Origin of the sequence: Streptosporangium sp. NPDC001681 (assembly GCF_040298085.1) — a bacterium.
Taxonomy (GTDB): domain Bacteria; phylum Actinomycetota; class Actinomycetes; order Streptosporangiales; family Streptosporangiaceae; genus Streptosporangium.
This window is the reverse complement of record NZ_JBEOZN010000117.1, coordinates 23,009-31,315: the sequence shown is the minus strand read 5'-3', so window position 1 is coordinate 31,315 and position 8,307 is coordinate 23,009. Positions and strand designations below refer to the sequence as shown.

6 protein-coding genes are annotated in these 8,307 nt (G+C 71.0%); 4 read left to right on the top strand and 2 right to left on the bottom strand.

From position 1 onward, the window contains the following. The 4 genes from ABT130_RS36895 to ABT130_RS36880 form a co-directional block, all read left to right on the top strand. On the top strand, positions 1–641 hold a 641-nt coding region (locus ABT130_RS36895), incomplete at its 5' end, for an RRXRR domain-containing protein (protein ID WP_350963587.1). A gap of 132 nt (positions 642–773) precedes the next feature. Then, positions 774–3,086 (top strand): zf-HC2 domain-containing protein, encoded by a 2,313-nt coding sequence (locus tag ABT130_RS36890; protein WP_350963585.1) that lies wholly within the window; start codon positions 774–776, stop codon positions 3,084–3,086. Between the two features lie 276 nt (positions 3,087–3,362). Then, positions 3,363–4,589: an NYN domain-containing protein gene (locus ABT130_RS36885; protein ID WP_350963582.1), complete on the top strand. Its 1,227-nt coding sequence runs from the start codon at positions 3,363–3,365 to the stop codon at positions 4,587–4,589. A gap of 102 nt (positions 4,590–4,691) precedes the next feature. Further along, positions 4,692–5,060 (top strand): hypothetical protein, encoded by a 369-nt coding sequence (locus ABT130_RS36880; protein ID WP_350963579.1) that lies wholly within the window; start codon positions 4,692–4,694, stop codon positions 5,058–5,060. Positions 5,061–5,149: 89 nt separating this feature from the next. Here the strand turns inward: ABT130_RS36880 and ABT130_RS36875 are convergent, their stop codons facing one another. Both ABT130_RS36875 and ABT130_RS36870 read right to left on the bottom strand, forming a co-directional pair. Next, positions 5,150–5,782, bottom strand: a complete 633-nt coding sequence (locus ABT130_RS36875; protein ID WP_350922962.1) for a response regulator — start codon at positions 5,780–5,782, stop codon at positions 5,150–5,152. 3 nt (positions 5,783–5,785) lie between these two features. After that, positions 5,786–8,307, bottom strand: a 2,522-nt coding sequence (locus ABT130_RS36870) for a hybrid sensor histidine kinase/response regulator (RefSeq protein WP_350963576.1), incomplete at its 5' end; no start/stop codon positions are given.

Below are 8,307 nucleotides of genomic sequence, written 5' to 3'. Positions count from 1 at the left end.
GCCTGCCGGCGGCCGGGCGGGCGGTGGTGGTGCGTCACACCCCGTTCGTCATCCGCCTCAAGGACCGCGACGCGGCGACCTCGACCGTCGAAGGCGTGCAGGTAGGCATCGACCCCGGCAGCAAGCACACCGGCCTGCCCGTTCACACCGCCTCGGGCGGCCGTACGAAGTGGAACCGCTCGCGCACCGGCGCGCCGAAGTCGCACACGTTGGACGCGTTGCACGTCGGCGAACTGGAGAGCGTGACCGCCTGGCCGCCGGTGGTCCTGGTAGTCGCAGCGACCGGGCGCGGCACCTACGCCCGCACCATCCCCGACCGATACGGGTTCCTCCGCCTTGTCCGGCCACGGAGCAAACTGCACCACGGCTTCCAAACCGGCGACCTGGTCCGGGCGAACGTCCCGGCTGGCAAGAAGGCCGGGGTTCACGCCGGGCGAGTCCTGGTCCGCTCCTGTGGCTCGTTTGACATCACCACCCGGCACGGCCGCGTCGCCGGGATCAACCACCGGCATGTCCGTCATCTTCAACGCGCGGACGGCTACGGCTACACGACCCGGAAAGAAGCCGATCGACATGACCGACCGGTCAGGGCACGCTCGGGCCCTGGCGGCCCTCCCGCTCCCGACCCCTCCCCGGCCTGAAGGACTCCGTTGCCCAATTCGTTCTCGATCTCCGCGATCTGCGTGCCCGGCACCGGATGACGACGCCAGACGTCGACCGGCGGCAATCAAGCAACGGAGTCCTGAAGGCCGGGGCATCCCCGGGAGGTTCTGGTGAAAACATCTCAAGGCGACGCTGAACTGCTGGCTGCCGCCAGGAACGGCGACGTGGCCGCCTACCGGGTGCTCCACCAGCGGCACGCTCCCGCGGCGTACGCGCTGGCCCGCCTGCTCCTCCCCGTCGAGAGCGGGGTCGAGGGCGTCGTCGAGGAGACGTTCGCGGCGGTCCACCAGGTGATCGACCAGGGAGACGGCCCGGAGCAGGCGTTCCGCGTCCACCTGCTCACCGCCCTCCGCCGTACCGTCGGCGACACCTCCGACGCGGCGGATCTGGAGGGCTCGCCGGTGGCCAGGGCCTTTTCGTCCATGCCGGAGAGGTGGCAGCTCGTCCTGTGGCACGCTGAGGTCGAGAGGGCCAGGCCCGACGACACCGGACTCCTGCTCGGCCTGACGGTGAACGGCGCGGCCGCGCTCGCCTACCGGGCGCGGGAGGGGATGCGCCAGGCGTGCCTGCGCATCCACCTGGCCGAGACGACCGCGCCCGAATGCCGGCCCGCACTGGCCAGGCTGGGCCACCACATCCGTGGCGGCCTGACCAGGGAACAGAGCAGGATCGTGGACGAGCATCTGGAGGGCTGCTCGGGCTGCCGCGCGGTGCTCACGGAGCTGACCGGCATCGGCCAGAGCATCCGCTCCGTCATCGGCCCGCTCATCGTAGGTCCCGTGTTCCCCGCCTACCTGGTGGCGCTCGGCAGGATGGGCGTCACGACGGGGGGCGGGCTGCCCGGCCGCTGGCGGCAGGCTCCCCGATCCGTGCGGCGCGCCGTCACGGCCGGTGCGGTCACCACCGCGGTCGCGATGGTGGCCGCACTCGTGCTGGTGTCGGGCTCGGAGCCCGCGCCCCCGCCGAACGCGGCCTCCGAGCCGATCGTCATGGCCCCGGCGCTCCCCGGCGTCGTACCGACACTCTCCGGGCAGCCGAAGGCGTCCGGAGGTGAGAGCGGCGGGGCCGGCGCCGGCGAGCCGGCCGAGACCGGGCCGGGGCCGACGGGAACGGGGCAGGACGGCCGGACGGGTTCCTGGCTCGCGCCCCGCCTGGTGGCCAGGATCGACGCGCTCGGTGCCCTGATCAGGTCCGAGGCCGGCATCGTGGCGGTGCGGCTGCGCAACGCGGGGCGTGGGCAGAGTGAGGAGGTCGTCGCCTACGTCGGGCTGCCGCGAGGCGTGACGCTGCCGTCCGGATCGCGCGGGGGACACTCCGTCGGTGCCGTCGCGCCGGTCGGCACGGTCGACGGCTGGTCCTGCCGGGCGTGGCGGCGAGGTGCCCGGTGCGTCCGCGGTCCGCTGCCGGCGGGCCGGGCCACGGCGGTCTTCCTGAGAGTCCTGGTGTCGGACGACGCGCCCTACGGGGCGGCGCCCTCGGTCACGGTCTCCACGGCGGGGACGCGGGTGGCCGCCAGGTCGCGCAGCGGCGTACGGGCGGAGGGCGCTCCGGCACGGTTCGCCACCGACGGCCGGGTGGCCGTCTCCGCGATCGGCAACACCCTGCTGAGCTGCGCGCCCTCGGAGCCCGGGTGCGAGGCGGCCCGCGCGGGGCAGGGCAACCGGCGCGACAACAACAGCTGGGAGATGCGTCCTCTCGATCGTGACGGGGATCCGTCGACGAGCTCGTCGAGCGCCGCCCGGCTCGTGCTGCCGGCGGCCGGCAAGGTGGTCTGGGCGGGACTCTACTGGTCGGCGAGCGCGCCCCCCAGCGGGCGGATCAAGCTCAAGGTGCCGGGGGAGACGGAGTACCGGCAGGTCAGGGCCGCGCGGGTGGTGGAGCGAGAGCTGCCCGTGGGGCGGGGCTACCAGGCGTTCGCCGATGTGACGCGGCTGCTGGGCAGGGCACGCGGGACGTACTGGGTGGCCGACGCCTCGATAAGGCCGGGCGTCTCGCGCCATGCCGGGTGGAGCCTGGTGATCATCGTGGCCGATCCGCGCAGGCCGTACAGCCAGACCGTCGTGCTCGACACCGCGACGGTGCTGGAGCGGGGGCATCGCTCGATGCGGATACCGCTCGGAGGTCTGACGCCCGCCGACGCGCCCGCGAAGGTGGCCCTGGTGACCTGGGAGGGTGACGCGGGCGTCGCGGGTGATCGGGTGAGGCTCGGTGGCCGGACCCTCCGGCCCGCCGGAGGGGAGCGGGACCCGCGCAATCCCTTCGACGGATCCGCCACCGGGGCGAGGGGCGCCCGCGTGACCTTCGGCACGGACGTGGACCGCTTCCGGGCACGCCTCGGCCGCGCCCCGGTGCTGGAGCTCAGCACGCACCAGGACGTCCTGCTTTTCGGCGTGGCGGCGGTGAGCGTGCGGACCGCTCCGTGAGGCGCGTTCGAGAAGGCCGGGCCTCCGGTACGACGGGCGCGGTGCGGGACCTCGAAGACGGATGGCGTATAGCACCCCGCAGAGGGGGTTGACGAACGGGACAAACTGGTACGGTCTGCGTAAACGGTCCGGCGTATGGTCGAGCGCGGGTGGAATCGTCGGGATTCACCCTCGGATGGTCAGCCGCTTGATTACCCTGAGGAAGGGCCGTCTGTCTGGGCTCTTTCGGGCTTGTCTGAGCCAGAGGATCGGGCCACGTAGGAAGGGCGGTGTCAGGTGGATCGTTGCGCGCTGTTCGTGGACGCCGGTTACCTGCTGTCCGACGGCGCGATGGCGGTGCACGGAACCCGCCACCGCGAGGCGGTCTCCTGGGATTACCCGGGGCTGCTCCAACTGCTCAACAAGCTGTCGAGAGAGCGCACCGGCCTGCCGCTGCTCCGCTGTTACTGGTACGAGGCGACGGTGGAGGGCCGGCGTACTCCCGAGCACGACACGCTGGCCGACATCCCCGGCCTCAAGCTCCGCCTGTCGCGCATCCGCCCCGGCCGCCGCGAGGGCGTCGACGCCCAGGTTCACCGTGACCTGATGACGCTGGCCCGCAACGGCGCGGTCTGTGACGCGGTCGTGGTCAGCGGTGACGAGGACCTGGCGCAGGTCGTCTGCGACGCCCAGGATCTCGGTATCCGGGTCACCGTGGTGCACATCAGCGCCGACGGCAGCTGGGCCGTCTCCCGCACGCTCCGCCAGGAGTGCGACGACCTGATCGAGATAGGCGCCGGCCAGTTGCGGCCGCACGTCAGCCTGATCGGCGACGAGGCGCCTCCCCTGGCGGTCAACGGCCACCAGCACGGTACCAACGGCCACTCCGTCGCGACTCGCGGCAGCAACGGCTCCCCGGTGGCCGGCCCGGTCAACAGCCCCGTCACCAGCCCGGTCCCCGCGGTCCAGACACCCCGTGCGGCCCATGCCCAGCACGCGCTGCCCTCCGCCTATCCGAGCTACACCCAGGAGTCGCCGGCGACCCCGGTCACACCGGCCGCTCCGGCCGCCCCGCCACCCCAGACGCCGCCGCTTTCGCCCGCCCCCACGCCGTCGCACGCGGCCGTCAACGGTTCGACCGGCCCGCCGCAGCCCGCCCCGCAGTACTCGCTGGGCAACACCGGCGGCATGCCGAGCTACCAGGCGTCGCAGATGGGCGCCTACACCGGTCCTCAGTCGGCCCCCGTGCCGGTGCAGAGCACCGGGAACGGTGCCGCGACGACCCTCTCCGACGCGGTGAAGGCCGCGCACAAGGAAGGCCACGACTTCGGCGAGTCCGTCGCCAAGGACGCCCCGGCCCTGTGGCTGGAGGCGGTTCTCGCCCGTAAGCCCCGGATGCCCTCGGATCTGGAGGCACGGCTGCTCCAGGGCTCCTCGCTGCCGATCGACTTCCTTCTGCACGACGAGGTCCGCCACGCCCTGCGCCGCGGCTTCTGGGACGCCCTGGAGCGCGCCCGCCGCTGAACGCCACTGGTCGCGGGTCAACCGGGAGGGGGACACCAGGTCCCCCTGACGGCGGGTGCGATCGGCCTGGACCCCGGACTACCGTCCCCTCTCGTGAAAACGATGGAGTGGAAGTCATGGTTCGGGGCGGGTTTGCTGGTCGTGGCCCTGCTCCTGGCGGGGTTGAGCGGGTTCGTGTTCCTGCGGGCGAGCGCCACGCAGGAACGGATCGACGGGCACCTTCAGAAGGCGGCCGGGCTGCTCAGCGAGGCGGGGGCCGTCAAGGAAACCGACCCCGGGCGGTACGACGAACTGACCCGGGAAGCTGACCAGTACACGGGGTTCGTCGAAGGCGGCCTGGATGAGTACGACTCCCAGTATTCGGGCGCGTGGCTCTTCGCCGCCGGTGCCGCCGGATGCCTGGCCGGATCCTTCATGGTGTTCTTCCTCCGTGGCGGCCGGCGGGCGGCGCGCGCCGCGGGGACACGGTGAGACGCGGTGGCCGGCGGGCCGCCCCGGGCGGGGGTGCCCGGGGGTGACGTCCGTGAGGGTGCCGCCCGCGGGCGGACCGGGAACCCCGGTCAGGTGAGGGCGTCGAAGCCGGCGCGCAGGTGGTTGAGGCGGTTGGTCAGGTCGGATATCGGGCCGACGAGGCTGGGGGCGCCGTTCTTGCGCGCCAGCTCGGTGACCCGGGCGAGCTCGTTCTCGACCGCGGCCAGGCGCTTGGACAGCTCGGGCAGCACGGTCGCCTGCTCGTCCGCCTCGCCGGGCGGCAGCTCGGCGGAGAGGCGTTCGCGGAGCATGGCGGCCTGCTCGGCCAGCCTGCGGTTCATGTTGTAGAGCTCCACGAACACCGCGACCTTGGCCCGGAGCACCCACGGATCGAAAGGCTTGGTGAGGTAGTCGACGGCGCCCGCCGCGTAGCTGCGGAAGGCGTAGTCGGGCGCGCTGTCGACCACGGTGAGGAAGATGATCGGGATGTTGCGGGTGCGCTCGCGGCGCTTGATGTGGGCCGCCGTCTCGAACCCGTCCATGCCCGGCATGCGGACATCGAGCAGGATCAGCGCGAACTCCGTGCCGAGCAGGGCCTTCAGCGCCTCCTCCCCGGACTTCGCCCGGACCGGTATCAGATCGAGCGAGCTGAGAATGGCCTCCAGCGCGATCAGATTCTCCTCCCGGTCGTCCACCAGGAGGATCTTGGCTCTATCCGGCATCGATCACACGCCTTCGTCGGAGTCACCGGCCGGCTTGCCCCTGGTCAGCCAGCCGCGTAGCCGTTCCAGCAGGCGGTCGACGTCTACGGGCTTGGGCACGTAGTCGGAGGCGCCGGATGCGATGCTCTTCTCCCGGTCGCCTCGCATGACCTTAGCGGTCAGCGCGATGATCGGCAGGTCCGCGAACTGGGGCATCCGGCGGATCGCGGAGGTGGTGGCCCAGCCGTCCATCTCCGGCATCATGATGTCCATCAGAACGAGGGCGACGTCCTCGTTACGTTCCAACTGCTCGATGCCCTCGCGGCCGTTCTCCGCGTAGATCACCGTGGAACCGTAGCGTTCGAGCACGCTGGTCAGTGCGAACACGTTGCGGATGTCGTCGTCCACGATCAGGATCTTCGCCCCGGTCAGCGGGTCGTCGCCCTTCCACGGCTTGCCCTCGCCCTGCGGGGGGAAGTGCGGCAGGGGCATGTCGTCACCTCGCACCAGCTCCGGCAGGTCGTCGGAGCCTTCGAGCACGCCGATGAGCGCCGGGTTGCGGGGGGAGGAGGTGGGGGCGCTCGCCCCGCCGTCCCGTGAGGCCAACGGACCGCCGTAGGACGGTGGCAGGTAGAGGGTGAAGGTGCTGCCCTCGCCGACCTTGCTGATCACGTGGATCTCGCCGCCGAGCAGGCGGGCGATCTCGCGGCAGATGGACAGGCCCAGGCCCGTCCCGCCGTACTTCCGGCTGGTGGTGCCGTCGGCCTGGCGGAACGCCTCGAAGATGACCTCCAGCTTGTCCGAGGCGATCCCGATGCCGGTGTCGACCACCTCGAAGGCCAGGATGCCGTCGGCGCCGCGCAGGGTGTCGTCCACGAAGGCGATGGAGCGACCGGCGTGGATCACGCGCAGCCGTACCTCACCCTTGGGGGTGAACTTGATCGCGTTGGAGAGCAGGTTGCGCAGCACCTGCTGGAGGCGCTGCTCGTCGGTGCGGAGTTCCTGCGGTATCGACGGGTCGACCTCGACGGTGAACGACAGGCCCTTGTCCTGGGCCAGCGGGGCGAAGGTGGCCTCGAAGTAGTCGACGAGCTTGGGCAGGGAGATCTGCTGGGGATGGATGTCCATCCGCCCCGCCTCGACCTTCGACAGGTCGAGGATGTCGTTGATCAGTTGGAGCAGGGCCGACCCGGCGCCGTGGATCGTCCTGGCGAACTCCACCTGCTGGGCGGTGAGGTTGCCGTCGGCGTTCTCGGTGAGCAGCTTGGCCAGCACGAGGAGGCTGTTCAGCGGGGTGCGCAGCTCGTGGGACATGTTGGCGAGGAACTCGGACTTGTAGCGCGAGGAGACCGCGAGCTGCTCGGCGCGCTCCTCCAGCGTGCGCCGGGCCTGCTCGATCTGGAAGTTCTGGATCTCGATGGCCCGGTTCTGCTTGGCCAGCAGCGCCGCCTTGTCCTCCAGCTCGGCGTTGGAGCGGCGCAGTTCCTCCTGCTGGCGCTGGAGCTCGTCGGAACGCTCTCGCAGCTCGGTGGTGAGACGCTGCGACTCGGTCAGCAGGTCCTCGGTACGGGAGTTGGCGATGATCGTGTTCATCGTGACACCGATGGTCTCGACGAGCTGGTTCAGGAAGTCGTGGTGGATCTCGCTGAACTCGCTGAACGAGGCCAGCTCCAGCACACCGAGTACCTGGGTCTCGAACAGGACCGGCAGCACGACGATCTGCGCGGGTGTGGAGGTGCTGAGACCGCTGTCGACGGTCAGGTAGCGGGCGGGCACGTTGCCGAGGATGATCCCCCTGCCCTCCAGTGCGGCCTGGCCCACGATGCCCTCGCCGGTGGCGAACCGCTGCCGGGGGCCGTTGCCGGAGCGTACGCCGTATCCGGCGATGAGGTGCAGGTCGTGGTCGCCGGTGGGGTCGGCGAGGTAGAAGGCGCCGTAGTGGGCCGACACCAGCGGGGTCAGCTCGCTCATGATGAGCTTGGCGACCTCCATCAGGTCGCGATGGCCCTGCATGAGGCGGGAGATCCTCGCCAGGTTGGACTTCAGCCAGTCCTGTTCCTGGTTGGCGGTGGTGGTGTCGCGCAGCACCGCCACCATCATGTTGATGTTGTCCTTCAGCTCGCCGATCTCGCCCTCGGCGTCGACGGTGATGGAGCGGGTCAGGTCACCGGTGGCGACGGCGGTGGTGACCTCGGCGATGGCACGCACCTGGGTGGTGAGGCGCGCGGCGAGCTCGTTGACGTTCTCGGTGAGGCGCTTCCAGATGCCCTCGGCGCCCTCGACCCGGGCCTGGCCGCCGAGCTGGCCCTCGGAGCCGACCTCGCGGGCGACCCGGGTGACCTCGGAGGCGAAGGAGGAGAGCTGGTCGACCATGGTGTTGATGGTGGTCTTCAGGGCGAGGATCTCGCCCTGGGCGTTCACGTCGATCTTGCGGGTCAGGTTGCCGGACGCGACGGCGGTGGTGACCTCGGCGATGTTGCGGACCTGGTAGGTCAGGTTGTTGGCCATGGAGTTGACGTTGTCGGTGAGGTCCTTCCAGACGCCGG

Coding starts and splice junctions, on each gene's coding strand:
- ABT130_RS36875 (WP_350922962.1), bottom strand. CDS start 5,782: ATGCCGGATAGAGCCAAGATCCTCCTGGTGGACGACCGGGAGGAGAAT.
- ABT130_RS36880 (WP_350963579.1), top strand. CDS start 4,692: ATGGAGTGGAAGTCATGGTTCGGGGCGGGTTTGCTGGTCGTGGCCCTG.